This is a genomic window from Leucobacter alluvii, assembly GCF_039530485.1.
GTDB classification, from domain to species: Bacteria; Actinomycetota; Actinomycetes; order Actinomycetales; family Microbacteriaceae; genus Leucobacter; species Leucobacter alluvii.
The window spans coordinates 436,132-451,619 of record NZ_BAAAOP010000012.1 but is presented as its reverse complement, the minus strand read 5'-3'; the positions used below and the strand labels follow the sequence as shown (position 1 = coordinate 451,619).

12 protein-coding genes are annotated in these 15,488 nt (G+C 70.1%); 6 read left to right on the top strand and 6 right to left on the bottom strand.

What is annotated here, in order from left to right; all coding sequences use genetic code 11:
- The first annotated feature begins 25 nt into the window (after positions 1–25).
- From ABFX18_RS13280 to ABFX18_RS13270, 3 genes are all read left to right on the top strand, one after another.
- A complete protein-coding gene (locus ABFX18_RS13280) occupies positions 26–388 on the top strand; it encodes a cupin domain-containing protein (protein WP_346058577.1) in 363 nt (120 codons plus the stop codon).
- Positions 389–392: 4 nt separating this feature from the next.
- Positions 393–1,598: an NAD(P)/FAD-dependent oxidoreductase gene (locus tag ABFX18_RS13275; RefSeq protein WP_346058576.1), complete on the top strand. Its 1,206-nt coding sequence runs from the start codon at positions 393–395 to the stop codon at positions 1,596–1,598.
- Positions 1,599–1,666: 68 nt separating this feature from the next.
- Positions 1,667–3,280 carry an amidohydrolase gene (locus tag ABFX18_RS13270; protein WP_346058575.1) on the top strand — a complete coding sequence of 538 codons (1,614 nt, stop codon included), beginning with the start codon at positions 1,667–1,669 and terminating at the stop codon, positions 3,278–3,280.
- Between the two features lie 108 nt (positions 3,281–3,388).
- On the opposite strand, the gene ABFX18_RS13265 is transcribed toward ABFX18_RS13270, so the two are convergent.
- The 3 genes from ABFX18_RS13265 to ABFX18_RS13255 form a co-directional block, all read right to left on the bottom strand.
- Positions 3,389–4,690, bottom strand: a complete 1,302-nt coding sequence (locus ABFX18_RS13265) for a flavin monoamine oxidase family protein (RefSeq protein WP_346058574.1) — start codon at positions 4,688–4,690, stop codon at positions 3,389–3,391.
- A gap of 226 nt (positions 4,691–4,916) precedes the next feature.
- Complete coding sequence (locus ABFX18_RS13260) at positions 4,917–5,726, bottom strand: purine-nucleoside phosphorylase (protein WP_346058573.1); 810 nt, start codon at positions 5,724–5,726, stop codon at positions 4,917–4,919.
- A 44-nt stretch (positions 5,727–5,770) separates the two neighbouring features.
- On the bottom strand, positions 5,771–8,581 hold the full coding sequence (locus ABFX18_RS13255) for an aminotransferase class I/II-fold pyridoxal phosphate-dependent enzyme (RefSeq protein WP_346058572.1): 2,811 nt from the start codon (positions 8,579–8,581) through the stop codon (positions 5,771–5,773).
- A 222-nt stretch (positions 8,582–8,803) separates the two neighbouring features.
- On the opposite strand from ABFX18_RS13255, the gene ABFX18_RS13250 reads away from it, so the two are divergent.
- Genes ABFX18_RS13250 through ABFX18_RS13240 form a run of 3 tightly spaced genes read left to right on the top strand, consistent with a single transcriptional unit; the run spans position 8,804 to position 11,176 of the window.
- The gene (locus tag ABFX18_RS13250; protein WP_346058571.1) at positions 8,804–9,298 is read left to right on the top strand and encodes an SIP domain-containing protein; all 495 of its coding nucleotides are present in this window, start codon (positions 8,804–8,806) and stop codon (positions 9,296–9,298) included.
- A 39-nt stretch (positions 9,299–9,337) separates the two neighbouring features.
- Positions 9,338–10,777, top strand: coding sequence for an NAD(P)H-quinone dehydrogenase (locus ABFX18_RS13245; RefSeq protein ID WP_090146593.1), 1,440 nt, complete (start codon positions 9,338–9,340; stop codon positions 10,775–10,777).
- A gap of 12 nt (positions 10,778–10,789) precedes the next feature.
- Positions 10,790–11,176 carry a cupredoxin domain-containing protein gene (locus ABFX18_RS13240; protein WP_211650037.1) on the top strand — a complete coding sequence of 129 codons (387 nt, stop codon included), beginning with the start codon at positions 10,790–10,792 and terminating at the stop codon, positions 11,174–11,176.
- Positions 11,177–11,192: 16 nt separating this feature from the next.
- On the opposite strand, the gene ABFX18_RS13235 is transcribed toward ABFX18_RS13240, so the two are convergent.
- Genes ABFX18_RS13235 through ABFX18_RS13225 form a run of 3 tightly spaced genes read right to left on the bottom strand, consistent with a single transcriptional unit; the run spans position 11,193 to position 15,417 of the window.
- On the bottom strand, positions 11,193–12,686 hold the full coding sequence (locus ABFX18_RS13235; RefSeq protein ID WP_346058570.1) for an amidase: 1,494 nt from the start codon (positions 12,684–12,686) through the stop codon (positions 11,193–11,195).
- Positions 12,687–12,703: 17 nt separating this feature from the next.
- Positions 12,704–13,990 (bottom strand): M20 family metallo-hydrolase, encoded by a 1,287-nt coding sequence (locus ABFX18_RS13230; protein ID WP_346058569.1) that lies wholly within the window; start codon positions 13,988–13,990, stop codon positions 12,704–12,706.
- Positions 13,987–15,417, bottom strand: a complete 1,431-nt coding sequence (locus tag ABFX18_RS13225) for an MFS transporter (RefSeq protein ID WP_090146597.1) — start codon at positions 15,415–15,417, stop codon at positions 13,987–13,989. The genes ABFX18_RS13230 and ABFX18_RS13225 overlap by 4 nt, the downstream gene beginning before the upstream one ends.
- Between the last annotated feature and the right edge of the window lie 71 nt (positions 15,418–15,488).

Genomic DNA, 15,488 nt, shown 5'->3' with positions numbered 1-15,488 from the left:
GCAGCACACGTTTGGAGCATCATCCATGAGCACCACCAGCACTGTCCGCACGTACTCAGCGCACGGCACCGACGCGCTCGTGCTCGGCCCGCACGGACCGAAACCGACCGCGCTCACGCCCGGCCAGACCGAGGCCTCGACGGAGGTCTGGGACGACGGGCGCATCTCGACCGGACTGTGGGAGTGCACCGTCGGTGATTTCACCGCCGAGCGACTCGGGTACACCGAGATCTGCACCATCCTCTCGGGTCGCGTGACCATCGACGTCGCAGGCCACGAGCCGGAGGAATTCGGGCCGGGCGACGTCATGGTGATGCCGTCGGGCTGGATCGGGGTGTGGCGCGTGCACGAGCCGTTGCGCAAGCACTTCACGACGATCGCGGACTGACCGGATGGCCACGCGCACGGGTCGCAGATCCGCGATCGTGGTCGGGGCGGGGGCCTGGGGGCTCCCCGCGGCGCTCGACCTGCAGGATCGCGGGTGGGACGTCACCCTCGTCGAGCGCTTCGAACCGGGCGGCCCGTCGGCGTCGAACGGCGGCAGCACGCGGCTGTGGCGCCTCGCAGACACGCAGCCGTGGCGCGCTCGGTCGCTGCGGGGCACGCTCGACGCCATGGACCGCCTGAGCGAACGGTTGAAGGAACCCGTGTACCGCCGCACCGGTATGCTGTGGCGAGATGACGCCTCACTGCCGGCCGTGGCCGAGTCGCTCACCGCGATCGGCGAACCCGTGGAACGCATCTCGGCCGACCGTGTCGGAGAGGCGTTCGCCGGTCTGCGATCCGATGGACGAGACGCGCTCTACGTCGAGCAGGCGGGCGTCGTGCACATCCATCGTCTGCTCCAGCGCGGCCTCGAAGCGTTCATCGAGGCCGGGGGCACCTACCTGCCGCACACCCGCGTCACGGCGATCGAGCCGGGAGACGCCTCGGCCACGGTGCGGTTCGAGCGCGGAGAACACCGCTCCGCTGATCAAGTGCTCGTCGCAGCCGGGCCGGGAACAGCCGAACTGCTGCCCGGGCTCGGCATCGCGCTGCCGCTCACGCCCTACATCGAGCAGGTCGTCTATGTGGGCGACCCAGTTGGCGCGCCGCCCGCTCCCGACCTTCCGGGTCTCGTCGACTGCCCGCCGGAGACCCCCGCGGAGCACGGACCCGACTCGGCCGGCGTCTACGCGATGCCGAACGGCGCCTCCGGCTACAAGATCGGGCTCGACCGGCCCTTGCGCCCGCTTGCGGGAGGGACGCTGGGCGACGATCTCGATCGGCGCCCAGACCCCGCCCGCACCGAGACGATCCGAGCACGGGTCGCACGCGATCTCACGTCCATCGTGCCCCGGGTGCTCGGAACCCAGGTCTGCACCTGGACCGACTCGGGAGACGGAGACTTCATCATCGGCCGCATCCACCCGTCCGTCGTGCTCGCCTGCGGCGATTCCGGCGAGGGGTTCAAGTACGCTGCGTTCATGGGGGAGTACCTCGCGGCCCTCGTAGCCGGCGAACCGACGGACGCGGAATTCGACCGCCACTGGGATCCCGCACGGTTCGGCACGGAGACCGCGCCGCGCCGGCACTACAGCCCGATCGGCAGGCACTGACCGCTCTGCCGGCGCATCGCCAGCCACACCACCCATCGACCGCAACCGAGAACGGAGCACGGAGCACTATGGAGCATTCAGGAGGCGACCTCGCGCTGATCGGCGCGACCCTGCGCAGCAACACCGGAGAGGCCAGCGACGCGACCGCGATCCTCATCCGCGCCGGCCGCATCGAACTCGTCGGCACCGACGCCGAGATCGCCGATGCTGCCGCGCAGTTCGCGATACCGACCCGCGATCTCGGCGGTGCCACCGTGACGCCCGGCCTGTTCGACTCGCACACCCATCCGCACTGGGCGGCATCGGTGACCGCCGGGCTCGATCTCGGCGGGCTCGAGACGATCGACGAGCTGCGCGCTGCGCTCGCCGCTGAGCACGCGCGTCTCCCGGAGGACGCCTGGCTGCGGGGCTGGAACCTCGAGTACGAGGCCTTCGAGCACACCGGGCTGCGCGGCGATCTGCTCGCCGACGCCGCGCCCGGACGACCGGTCGCGCTCATCTGCTACGACTTGCACACCGGGCTCGCGACCGCCCCCGCGCTCGCCGCGGCGGGCATCACGGGTTCCAGAAACTTCGACGACGCGAGTGAGATCGTCGTCGACGAAGCCGGGGTCCCGACCGGGGAGCTGCGCGAGCCGACAGCTTACAATCTCGTATTCGATGCCGCGCCGCAGCCGTCGCACGACGATGCGCGAGACGGCCTGCGCGACATGTTCCGTCGGCTCGCCGCCGTGGGGCTCACCGGCGGCGCGATCATGGACGGCAAGGATGCCACGGTCGACCTGCTCGAAGAGCTCGAGGAGCGGGGCGAGCTGGATCACCGCCTGACGGTGCACCACTGGCACGCCGTCGGCGACACCGACGCCGACGTGGCGCGCGTCATCTCGGAGAAGGATCGCTCCGGCCGCCTCTGGCAGACCGGTGCCATCAAGCTCTTCAGCGACGGCGTCATCGATACGGGGACCGCGTGGCTGCACGAGCCCGACTCGTGCGGCGACGGGCGCGCCGCGTTCTGGCCGTCGTGGGAGCGCTATGGCGACGTCGTGCGCGCCTATCACGACGCCGGCATGCTCATCGCGACGCACGCCGTCGGCGACTTCGCCGTGAGCCGCGTGCTCGACGTGTACGCCGCCCTGCCGGCGCGTGACGGCCTGCCGTTCCACTCGATCGAGCACCTCGAAGTGCTCTCCGACGGGGACGTCGAGCAATTGCGCGGCAGCGGGGTGACCGCCTCGATGCAGCCGCTGCACATGCAGTGGCGATCCTCCGACCACAGCGACACGTGGGCGAAGCGGCTGGGCGAGGATCGGAGCCACACCGGGTACCGCGTGCGCGATGTGCTCGACGCGGGGGCGAGACTCGTGCTGGGTTCCGACTGGCCCGTGGCGCAGTACGACCCGCGCGTCGGCATGGCGTGGGCGCGTGGGCGGCACACCCCGGGCGACGCATCGGCGAACGTGTTCGAGCCGTCGCAGCGGCTATCCGGCGAGGAAGCGCTCCTCGCGTACACGCTCTGGCCGGCGCAGGCGAGAGGTCATGCCGACCGCGGCGTCATCGCCATCGGCGCCGTCGGCGATCTCACGGTGTGGGGCGCCGATCCGGTCGCGACCGATGCCGACGCGCTGCCCGAGATGCCGATCGTGCTGACCGTCGTCGACGGCCGCATCGTGCACGAGGGGTAGCCTCCTCCGCACACCCTGCGAGCGGGGTCGCTCTTCGTGCGTGTCGCGTCCATGACACGCACGAAGAGTGACCCCGCTGCGGTTTTCGGGGTGCTGCGGGCGTCGGGGCTAGGCGAGATCCGCCCGGATGCGCCTCGACTCACGCAAGCCGCTCTCGATCGCGCCGTCGACGAAGCCGCCCCACAGATTCGCGTTGTCGGTCGTCGCGAAGTGCACGGCGCCGTGCGGTCGCTGCAACTCGATGAGGTCCCGGGTGAGCTGCCCCGGGCGATGCGTCATCCACGTGTTCTGCGAGAGCGGATCGGTCATCCAGTCGTGCCCGGTCGCGCCGGTCACCTCGATGCCTGGCCGCAAGACGTCGACGGCGGCCTGCACGGCGGCGACGTCGTCGAGGTCGAGGCGCGTGTGATCCGGGCCGAATCCCACGAGCAGCGTGTAGTCGCCGTCTGCGTCTGCGCCGTAGTACTCGGCTTTGAGCACCGAGAGCGGGTCGTGCTGACTCGCGTACGCGAAGAACCGCGTGACGTGGCCGCGTGCCCGGATCCACGCCTTCGTGCCCTGCGAAGCGACGCGCTCTGCCGAGAGCCGCTGCCACGCATCGGGCAGCGGTGGGCGGAAATCGATCGTCGAGATGGCATTCGCCGGAAGCGTGGAGACGATGCGACGAGCGCGGATCCGCGAGCCGTCCACCAGCTCGACGCTCGCCCCGTCGGCATCGCTCTCCACCGCGGCAACGGAGGCGCCGAACCGGATCTCGCCGCGCACGTCTGCGGCGATCGCGGCGGTGAATGCGCTCATGCCGCCGACGACGCGGTAGGTCGCCGACGCCTCGTGCATGAGCTGCCAGTGCCCGCCCGTGGCTGCGACCCAGCGCAGAGCGCTCGACAGGCCCACCTGATCGAGCGGGGCGTTGACGTGCCCGACCCACACCGATTCGTTCGCCGCCCGTGCCTCCGGCGTGAGGTCGAGGGAGTCGATGCGATCCTGCACCGTGAGGCTGTCGAGCTGCGCGATGCGGCCCGTCGTCGGATCGACGCCGCGCGGGATCGCCTCTCGCGCATCGTCGATGATGCCCTGCTGCCCATCGTCGATGAGTGCCATGAACTCGGCGATGGAGCCCGTTCGGGAGACGCCGTCGGCACCGAGCCAGAACGCCTCCTCGGCGCTGGGGCTGCGCTCGATGTCGCGCCCGTAGCGGGTCATCTCGGCCCACGTGTGCGGCTGCACCCAGTGCACCCAGGTGCCGCCGAGCTCGAGATCGTGCCCGAAGCGGTGATCCGTCCAGGTGCGCCCGCCCACGCGGTCACGTGCCTCGAGCACCACCACGCTCAGCCCGGCGGTGCTCAGCTCTCTTGCCGCGATCAGCCCCGCGAACCCCGCTCCGATGACGACGACGTCGACCGACTCCATGCGCTCCTCCTCGAGTGCTCGTTGCCCCGATCCTAGCGGCGCTCGAGCTGCCGCGGCCTCATGCTGAAGTGAGTGGCGGCCCGCCTGTTCCCGCGGACCCGGGTCACTTTCGGAGGGTGTCGGACATGTGGTCGGCGTCGACACACTCCACAAGTGACCCCGCTGAAGTGAGTGGCGGCCCGCTGAGAGTGGCCGCCCGCTGAGCTGCGCGCAGCGGGCGGCGCGCCTACAGCTCCGCGACGACGCGTGTGAGCAGATCGGCGAGGCGGGGCTCGGCGGACCTGCCCTCGGCGAGCACCTCGGCGTGGCTCAGCGGATCCCCCATGCCGGCGGCCGGGTTCGTGATGAGCGAGAACCCGAGCACCTGCATCCCCGCCTCGCGGGCGGCGATCGCCTCGAGCGCGGTCGACATGCCGACGATCTGACCGCCGATCGTGCGCAAGTAGCGGATCTCGGCCGGCGTCTCGTAGTGCGGCCCTGGCAGCTGCACGTACACCCCCTGCTGCAGGCCCGGCTCGACGGACCGGGCGATGTCTCGCAAGCGCGACGCGTAGAGGTCGGTGAGGTCGACGAAGTTCGCGCCCTCGACGGGGGAGACGGCGGTGAGGTTGAGGTGGTCGCTGATGAGGACGGGCTCGCCCGCGCGGAACGCAGGATCGACGCCGCCGGCGCCGTTGGTCAGGATCATGATCTCGGCCCCCGCCGCGGCCGCGGTGCGGACGCCGTGCACGACGGCGCGGACGCCGCGCCCCTCGTAGTAGTGGGTGCGCGCACCGATGATCAGGGCGTGCTTGCCGCTCGCGAGCCGGACGGACCGGAGCGTGCCCGAGTGGCCGGGCACGCCGGAGACGTGGAAGCCGGGCACCTCCTCCGCGGGCACGACCGCGACGGTCTCCCCGATCACATCGGCGGCTTTGCCCCACCCGCTGCCGAGGGTCAGGGCGATGTCGTGCCGTTCCACGCCGGTCAACCGGGCGATGGCGGAGGCGGCTTCAGCGGCCAGGGCGGCGGGGGTGTCGGACGGTGCGGCGCTCATGCGCTCCAGCTTAGAGCGCCCGAGCACTCGGCCGCCGACGCCGTTCACGCTTCCGGGCGGAGGACGCGGTACCCGCGGCGGGCGTCGTAGCCGTGGATCTCACGCGTGTCGAGCACGGCCATGAAATCGAGCACCTCGGCAGAGATGACCTGACCGGGGACGAGCACGGGGAAGCCGGGCGGGTACGGCGTGACGAATCCGGCCGAGACGGGCTGCTCGCCTCGCCCGACCCGCTCGGCGAGCTCGGCGGGGGAGACATGCTCGACGGCACCGCGCTGCTGCCCCCGGAAGAACGCTGCGCGCATGTCGCCGTCGGGCAGCACCCCGTCGGTGGCGTAGCGCTGCGAGAACGCGCTGAAATCGGGCAGCGGCGGCATCAGCGTCTCTTCGGCGACGAGAACGTCGGGATCCTCCTGCGCCCTGGCCTCTTCGAAGCGCTCGGCGAGCTTCACGAGCACTTCGATGAGGTAGGCGATCGCGCTGCGGGAGGTGCCGATGTTCGTCATGAACAGCACCGTGTTGCGGCTCGTCTTGTTGACCTGGATGCCGTATCGGTCCATGAGGTGCTCGTGCTTGAAGGTGTCGCCATCGACGCCGGTGCGGCTGATCTCGATGGTGATGCGCGACGGATCGACGACGAACTCGTCGGTCGCCCATGCCTGCCACATCGATGCGAGCCCGTCGCGCAGCGGCATCGGGCGCCCGGCATCGCGGTTGGCTGCTGGCACGAGGTCGTGCGCGGTGAGCACCCGGAAGGTGCGGCGCAGCAGCGGGTGCCGAGCGATCGCCTGAGACAGGCTGGTCGCGAGATCGAGCTGGCGCTGCACGAGCTCGAACCCTTCGAGCTCAACCTGCCGACGCCCGATGTCGAGCGATGCGAGGATCTGATAGTTCGGCGACGTCGACGTGTGCGTCATGTACGCCTCGTGGAACGCCTCCTCGGCGTCGCGCACCCAGTCCTGGTCGTAGACGTGGATCATCGATCCCTGCCGGAGGGCGGTCAGGGTCTTGTGCGTCGACTGCGTCGCGTACACGCGGATGCGCGCGTCGGGCGCGGGGATCAGGCGCTCCGCGAGCCAGACGTCGTCGGCGGCGGGGGAGCCGGGGGTCTCGCCGCCCGAGGGGAACAGCCGTTCCCGCTGGGCGCGATATGCGGCGGCGTGCGCCGAGGTGCCGAGCTGCTGCTCGAGGCGTTTCGCTGCCGCCATCGCGGTGCGCCGCCGGGTCACGGGGTGGAACGCTGCGAAGGCGAACCAGGCCTCGTCCCACAGGAACACGAGATCGGGTTTGATCGCGAGGCATTCGGCCATCACGCGCTCGGGGTCGTACACGATGCCGTCGAAGGTGCAGTTGGTGAGCGTGATCATGCGGACCTCGTCGAGGCGGCCCTGGGCGCGGTAGTCGAGCAGGAGCTGCTTGATCCGGTCGATGGGCACCGCGCCGTAGAAGGCGAAATCGTTCAGGGGGTAGGCCTCGAGATATGCGGGGCGCGCGCCGGTCAGCATCACGGCGTGGTGGTGCGACTTGTGGCAGTTGCGGTCCACGAGCACGACGTCGTTCGGGGCCATGAGGGCCTGGTGCACGATCTTGTTCGCGGTCGAGGTGCCGTTCGTCACGAAGAAGGTGTGCTTCGCCCCGTACGCGCGGGCGGCGAGGTCCTGCGCCTTCTTGATCGCACCGGTCGGGGCGAGCAGCGAGTCGAGTCCGCCCGACGTGGCCGACGTCTCGGCGAGCAGCAGGTTCAGGCCGTAGAAGTCCGCGAGGTCGCGGATCCACTTCGACCCGACGACCGAGCCGCCGCGGGCGACGGGCAGGGCGTGGAAGACGCCGACGGGGCGCCGCGCGTGGTCCTGGATGGCCGAGAAGAACGGCGTGTCGTAGAGGTGGGAGACGCGCCGCAGCAGCGTCAGATGGAGCTCGAGCTGATCCTCCCGCCGAAACACGCGGCGGAAGCGCCGGGTGAGCGCGCCGGCGAGATCCTCGATGTGCGCTCCGGCGATCAGGTAGAGGTCGAGTTCGGGGCGGATCGCGGCGAGCGTATCGGCGAGACCCAGCACGCGCTGCACCGAGGCGAGCGAGCTCCGCGCCGGCGCGGCGCCCGGCACGACCTCGGCGCGGGCGAGGCGGATCGCCTCCTGCAGATCTCGGCTCAGCTTCTGCCGGGTGTGCTCGCTGAACCCGGGGCGCACGACGCAGGCGAGGATGTTCGGGTTGGTGAGCACGGCCGCGACGGCGTCGTCGGCGGAGGGCACGACGACGTAGTCGTAGACGAAGTCGTCGGCCGGGCCGCGCAGGCGCAGCGCCTCCGTGCGCAGACCGTCTCGATCCTGGCTCGTCGTCTCATCGACGACGAGCACCTCGAACCGCGGCCTCGGGTCGGAGTCGATGGTGAATTCTGCGCGCTCCTGCTCGTCGAGGAACTCGTCGCGGGGCTCGTCGGGCACGGTGTCGTGCCGCAGCCGGTTCACCACGCGTCCGATGCGGTCGAGCGCCGTGCGGTAGTCCCCGGCTTCGAGGAGTTCCCCGATCGCCGCGACGTAGCGTTGACCGAACCCCGCCCAGTAGAGCTCTATCGTTTCGAGTGCGCGCAGGTTGCGGTGCACCTCCCCGTCGGCGGCGAGTGCGTCGGCGGTGTCGGACTCTGTGGCGAGCCGTTTCACTGCGAAGCGGAGGTACTCCCACGCGTCGCTCCGCAACCGCCACGACGATGCCGGCATCCCCGGGTCTCGTTCGAGGGCGGCGGGGGCGTAGGCGGTGCGCGAGCGGAGCGTCGGAATCGGGATGCCGCCTCCGATCGAATCCTTGCCCGTGATGCCGTCGAACGCGGTTGCTGGGGAGGAGTCGATCCTCGTCATGTGTGGCGGTCCTTCCAACTTCATCGTATGGTGACGGCGCGTGCGCATGCGGCGGATGTGATCCCTTCGCGCGTGCAGGCTCGCAACTGTCGATCCTAAACGAACGCTCATGCGCGGTCGGCCACGTGACTCGCGATGACCACCGCCGGGTGCGCTCGTCGCGGGGCGTCGAATTCGCTGTGAGATCTTCCGATCAAGGTTAGGACGCCCTAAGATGAAGACGTGAACATCTCCGAACCATTCGATTTCCCCGAGGCGGTCTCGGTCGTCGATCCCGAGGGCATCGACTGCGTACTGGCAGCGGGGGATGCATCTGACCTGCCGCAGCTCGGCGAGTGGCTGCGCGGCCTTCCCGAGACGGCGTACGGGCGCGTGTTCGTCGAGGTCTTCTCCGAGATCCAGATCGAGGATCTCCCGGCGCCGCCGAACGTCGGCGTGACCTGGTTGTGCCGCGAGCAGCGCGAGCAGAGCACCCGGCCCGGTCTCGGCCGACGACGCGGCGAGGCGCTCGCGGGCGCGGTGGATGCCTGGTTCGACGAGTGGCTGTGGGCCGATGGAGAGGCCGTGCGCAACATCCAGCTGTGGATGGGCGCCCGCACGAGCTCCGTCATGCAGACCTACTGGATGGGACTGGATCGTCGGCTCGAGAAGCGCTGGCCCGGCTACTGCGAGCGCGAATGCCGTTCGGAGTGCCAGCGCGGCGAGTACCCCGGTTGATCGGCGGCCCCGTGCCGCGCGGCTGCGTAGACTTGCACTATGGCGAAAGCGAATGAACGTAAGCATCGGATCGCGATAGTCGGCGGAGGCCCCGGGGGCTATGAAGCGGCACTCGCCGGAGCCCAGCTCGGGGCGGAAGTGATCCTGATCGAGCGAGCCGGTGTCGGCGGAGCTGCGGTGCTCACCGATGTCGTCCCGTCGAAGAGCCTCATCGCCACCGCGAGCGCGGCGCAGAGCGTGCGCGACTCCGGCAAGCTCGGCGTGCAGGCGTTCGTCCCCGGTGGCGACGGAAAGCCGGTCCGCCCGGAGATCGCCGTCAATCTCGCGGCGGTCAACAAGCGTCTCCTCGCTATGGCCGGGGCGCAATCAGTCGACATGCTGCGCTCGCTCGAAGACGCCGGCGTGCGCGTGGTGCAGGGCGAGGGGCGTCTCGACGGCCCGAACGCCGTCGTGATCTCGACGGCTGCGGGCGGGGGCGGCACTGATTTCGATCGCATCGAGGCCGACACCATCGTCGTCTCCGTCGGCTCGAGCCCGCGCGAACTCGATTCGGCGAAGCCGGACGGCGAGCGCATTCTGACGTGGAAGCAGCTCTACGATCTGCCGAGCGTGCCCGAGCACCTCGTCGTGGTCGGCTCGGGTGTGACCGGCGCCGAGTTCGCGAACGCCTACCGCACCCTCGGTTCGGAGGTGACGCTCGTCTCGAGCCGCGATCAGGTGCTTCCCGGCGAGGACCGTGACGCCGCGGGCGTGATCGAGCGCGAGTTCACCCGGCTGGGCATGCAGGTGATGTCGAAGTCGCGCGCCACCTCCGTCACCCGCACCGAGAACGGCGTGCTCGTCGAACTCGAAGACGGGCGCACCATCGAGGCGACGCACTGCCTCATGGCGGTCGGCTCGATCCCGAACACTGCGGGTCTCGGCCTCGCCGAGGCTGGCGTCTCGTTGACCGACAGCGGTCACATCCGTGTGAACAAGGTCGCGCGCACGAACGTGCCCTCGATCTACGCGGCGGGCGACTGCACCGACTTCTTCCCGCTCGCGTCGGTCGCGTCGATGCAGGGTCGCACGGCGATCATGCACGCGCTGGGCGACTTCGTGCGCCCGATCGATCTGCGCAACGTCGCCGCGAACGTCTTCACCTATCCCGAGATCGCGACGGTCGGGTGGAATGAGAATTCGCTCGCCGAGGCATCCGATGTCGCGAAGGCCATCTCGCACACCATTCCCCTGAGCGTGAACCCGCGGGCGAAGATGATCGGGTTCACCGACGGCTTCGTGAAGCTGTTCGCGTGGAAGGCGTCTGGCACCGTCATCGGCGGGGTGGTCGTCGCTCACCGCGCCAGCGAGCTGATCTTCCCGCTCGCGCTCGCCGTCGAGCACCGGCTCACCGTCGATCAGGTGGCCTCGGCCTTCGCCGTCTACCCGTCGATGACCGGCGCGATCACCGATGCGGCCCGCGCGCTGCACCAGCACTGATCGGGGCGCGCCATGACGCACGATATCTCACGGCGACGCCTGCTGAGCGGGGCCGCGGGGGTTCTCGGCGGGGCCGCCGCCGTGCTGCTCGCCGCGTGCGCTCCGGTGGGTTCGCCGGAGCCGGTGGCCTCGGATGACGACGTGCAGGCCGAGGTGACCGTCACGGTCTCCGACAACCGGTACGAGCCGGCCGAGGTCGAGATCGCCCCGGGTCAGGCGGTGCGATGGGAGTTCGTCGGGCCGAACGAGCACGATGTCGTCGCTGAGGATCGCAGTTTCGTGAGCGAGCTCCTCGTCGAGGGCAGCTACACGCACCAGTTCTCTGAGGAGGGCGAGTACGCCTACCTCTGCTCGATCCACCCCGAGATGCAGGGCGTCGTCCGGGTCGTCGCGCCGTAGGGGCGGGAGCCGGGGGTCACCCGATCGCCCGCGGGTAGGGGGGCATCGTGACGAGCTCCGCGATCGCCGACCCTGCTCGGAACACCGACGCCTCGGCGAATGGGTGGCCGACGATCTGCACGCCGATCGGCACTCCCGACGGCGAGACTCCTGCGGGTACGGAGAGCACGGGCACCCGGTTCGCAATGTTGAACGGGCTGGTGAGGTGCGCCTCCCAGTAGTGCTCGAGGTGCCGGGTGGAGCCATCGCCATCGGGGACGTCGATGCCGTCGAGGTAATCGCCGTCGGCGTCGAGCATCTCCACGGCCTGCGTCGGGGTCAGCAGCACGTCGAGGCCGTGCATGGCCGCGGCGAGTTCGGCCTGCACCGCCGCGTCGAGCGCGAGCGAGTCGGGCAGGCTCACCCCGGTCGCGGCCCGCTCCGCGTCGGCGATGAACCGGCGAGTGTACGCGGCGAGTTGTGATTCGGTACCCGCGGTGAGCTGCGCCATCGCCGGCCCGAGAATGTGGCCGAAGTGAACGAACGCCGTGCGGCGCAACCGTTCGGTGGACCAGGGCAGCGCGACCTCGACGATGTCGGCGCCCGCAGCTTCCAGGGCCCGGGCTGCGCGCAGCGTCTGCACCCGGACCGAGGGAGCGACCGGATAGTCGCCCAGCGTCAGCGAGAGCCCCACGCGCAGCCCGCGGGCGCCCTCGGCGCCCCGGAGTGCTGCGATGAGCTCGCCATCGCCCTGGCGCCCCCAGGAGCCGTGGTCGGCGATGTGGCGGCCGCTCATCACCTCGGCGAGCAACGCAGCGTCGGCCACCGTGCGGGCCATGGGCCCGTCGCCGCGGTACCAATCGGCGGAGAGCGGTGGGATCGCGGGAATGCGGCCGTACGGGGCCTTGTATCCGACGGTGCCCGTGAACCCTGCCGGGATGCGGGTGCTCCCCGCGATGTCGGAGGCAGTGGCGAGCACCGCCATGCCGGCGGCGAGCGCCGCTCCGGCGCCACCAGACGAACCGCCGGGAGTGGCATCGAGGTTCCACGGGTTGCGCGTCACGCCCCACATGGGCGAATGCGTCGTGGTCGCGCATGAGAACTCGGGCGAGGTCGTGCGACCGTGGATCACGCCTCCCGCGGCGAGGATCCGCTCAACGACGGGGTGGTGCGCGTCGGCGACGGCGCCACGGCACGCTTCGAGGCCCTGCACGAGGGAGCGTCCCGCGATCCCGTGCTTCTCCTTCGTCGCGATGGGAACCCCGAGGAGCGGGGGGAGCGCATCGCCCGGCGCCGCGGCCGCGTACGCCGCGTCAGCCGCTCGCGCCGCCTTCCGCGCGGAGTCGGCGAGCACCTCGGTGAAGGCGTTGACGCCGCCGTGCGTCGCGTCGCCGTTCACCTCCTCGATGCGGGCGAGCGTCGCCTCGAGCAGCTCGCTCGGCGTGAGGTCGCCGCTGATGAAGCGTCGCCTGGCGGTGTGCGCGTCGATGTATGCGAGATCGAGATCTCGGCCGAGAGCGGTCGGTGCCATGGTCGTGCTCCGTCCACTCACGCGTTCGCAGGCGCGGAGGCCGGGGCCGCGACGAACTCCGCCTGCAGCGCTCCGTGCACCAGTCGCCAGCCGACCTCGGCCAGCATCGCGACGCCGTCGATCATGTCTTCGTCCCGGGTGTACTCGCGCTCGCAGTGGCTGACGCCGTCGACCGATGGGATGAAGAGCATCACCGTCGGTGCGATGCGGTTCATCGCGACCGAGTCGTGCCCGGCCATGGTGCGGATGCGGCGGGCGCCGAGCCCGAGTTCGGCGGCGGCGGCTTCGGCGAGTGCCAGGCCGGATTCCGGGTAGTGCTGGTTGTCGCGCACATCGAAGTCGCGGGCGGTGATCCTCAGACCGTAGGCGTCGGCGATATCGGCGATGTCGGCGAGCAGACGGTCGCGTGCGGCGAGCACCACGTCGGCGTCGTCGGCTCGGAGGTCGGCGACCAGGTGCACTCGGCGGGCCACGACGATGGGCGAGTTCGGCTCCAGAATCAATTGCCCCACCGAGGACACGAGGGTTTCCGGCTCGAAGTGCTCGGTGACCTCGTGCACTTTGGCGATCACCTTCGCGGCCCCCAGCAGCGCATCGTGCCGATCCGCCATGGCAGTCGCACCGGTGTGCGACTGCTCTCCGAGCACTTCGACGTCGAGCTTCTGCGTGTACCAGCTGCGATCCACCGCTCCGATGGGAATGCCGTCGCGCTCGAGAATGCGGCCCTGCTCGATGTGGATCTCCGCGTACGAAGCGATCTCCGGTCGCGCATCGGTGCCGAGGTAGCCGATGCCGGCGAGCGCCTCGCGCACCGACGTGCCCCCCAGATCCCGCACTTCGAGCATCTCGTCTTCGCGCTTGATGCCGGCGAACACGGAGCTCCCCATGATGGACGGGGCGAAACGTCCGCCTTCTTCGTTGAACCAGTTGACCACGGCGACGTTGTAAGCGGGGCCGGTGGAACCGGCTGCCGGGGAGGCTGCGGCCCGGTCCGCGATCCGCGCCGCTGCGTGCAGGCCGGCGATGACGCCGTACGCGCCGTCGAACCGGCCTCCGAGGGGCTGGGAGTCGAGGTGCGACCCCAGGAGCACGTAGGGCGCTCCGGGGACGAGCTCGACGAGCGCGAACTGATTGCCGATGCCGTCGACGCGGGTCTCCCAGCCGCGGCGCTCGGCGAAGGCGCGGAACCACTCGCGGGTCTCGCGGTCGGCGGGGGTCGCGGCTTGGCGGTCGACGCCGTTCGCCGGCGTCGCGCCGATCCGGGAAACGGCGTGAAAATCTTCGAGGAACGCGGTGTCGGTCATCGGGCAACTCCTGTCGCGGGCTTCCGCTTCAGCGGGTGGGTTTCGGGAATTCGTGTGAGCACGAGCACGAGGAACACGATGGCGGCGGCCGCCGCCATGTAGATGCCAGGGCTCGCGCCGAATCCGGTGGTCTCGACCAGCCACGTGCCGATGAACGGCGCGGTGCCGCCGAAGATGGCGTAGCCGACGTTGTAGCTCACGGCCGCCGACGTGAAGCGCGTGCGGGTCGTGAAGATCTCGACGAAGAAGGTGTAGCACCCGCCGCCGTAGACGCAGACGGCGCCGACGAACAGGAACTGGCCGAGAATCGCGAGGGGCAGTGATCCTGACGTCACGAGCATGAACGCAGGCACGGCGATCACGGCGATGATGGCGGCTCCGGCGATCAGCATCGGCTTGCGGCCGACGCGGTCGCCGATGATCCCGCCCACCGGAAGGAGCAGCGCGTAGAGCAGCATCGCAGCGGCATTGGCGAGCAACGAGCTCTCGCGAGAGAGGTCGCCCGCCGTCTGCACGTACGAGACGAAGTAGCCGGAGAGGAAGTAGAACCCCATCGCGGTGAGGCCCATGACCATGATGACCTGGAGCATCTTCAGCCAGTTCTCGCGGAACGCGTCGCGGATGGGAGTCAGTCGTTCCTCGCTCTGCTGCTGCTCGGCCTGCACCTCCTTGAACGCCTCCGACTCGTCCGTGCGCGAGCGGATCCAGAGCCCGAATGCCGCGAGCGGCAGCGCGAGCAGGAACGGCACACGCCAGCCCCAACCTTCGAACGCGTCGGCCGGCAGGCTCTGCGACAGCGTCAAGATCAGCGCCCCGCCGATGACGGAGGGCAGCGCGGTCGCTGCGAGGGTGATGTTGAGCCACAGCCCGCGGCGATGCTTCGGGGCGTGCTCGAAGACGAACGCTGGCGCACCGACCGATTCGCCGCCCGCCGAGAACCCCTGCAGCAGTCGGCAGAGTACGAGCAGGATCGGCGCGGCGACACCGATCTGAGCGTAGGTGGGCAGGAGGCCGATGCCGGCGGTGGCGACGCCAATGGTCAGCAGGGTGATGTAGAGCACCGGGCGTCGTCCGTAGCGATCACCGATGGCTCCGAAGAACAGGCCGCCGAGCGGGCGGATGAAGAACGCGACGCCGAAGGCCGCGAACGTCGAGAGCAGGCCGACGGCGGGGTTGTCGCTCGGGAAGAACAGGGTCGCGAGCGTGAGCGCGGACAGGCCGTAGAGACTGAAATCGTAGAACTCGATGAACTGGCCGACGCTGCCGGCGAGCAGCACGCGGAGGCGCTTCTTGTCGAGCTGCCGGCGTTCCGCGACGGGAAGGGGGCCGGTCGGCAGATTGACCGGGTCGGTCGGGGGCAGGGCGGTGGCGTGTTCTGATGCGCGCTCGGTCGCGACGGGGCGTGCTGGGTCGGAATTCAGCGTCATTGCGTCCTCCATGGATGTCCCGGCCGGGTCAGTTCGCCGCAGCGTGGGTGACCGGGTGCCCCAATCCTCGA